Source organism: Robertmurraya sp. DFI.2.37, from assembly GCF_029211245.1.
GTDB lineage: Bacteria > Bacillota > Bacilli > Bacillales > Cytobacillaceae > Robertmurraya > Robertmurraya methanolica_A.
On record NZ_JARGEJ010000671.1, the window covers coordinates 1 to 298 of the forward strand.

The 298-nt window shown below is 41.3% G+C and carries 1 protein-coding gene; it reads right to left on the reverse strand.

The features are described from left to right. Positions 1-95: 95 nt before the first annotated feature. A partial coding sequence (locus PZE06_RS28145) for a SpoVA/SpoVAEb family sporulation membrane protein (RefSeq protein ID WP_275792420.1) occupies positions 96-298 on the reverse strand: 203 nt, incomplete at its 5' end.

Genomic DNA, 298 nt, shown 5'->3' on the forward strand with positions numbered 1-298 from the left:
GTTCGTAATGCTAATCTTGAGAGACTAGCTTCTATACCTTTTAAGGTGGCAAATCACTATTTAACATCTGATCCTACTGTCATCCTAGCTCTCCTTTATCCTTTTGGTTTAAAAATTAAGGCTCCCAGCATTCCAAAAACAATGGCAGCTGAAATGCCTGAACTTGTTACTTCAAACATTCCTGTCAGTACACAGACTAACCCATGTGTTTCGGCTTCTTGCATCGCACCATGTACGAGGGAATTACCAAAGCTGGTTATGGGAACTGTGGCTCCTGCACCTGCAAAATCAATTAATG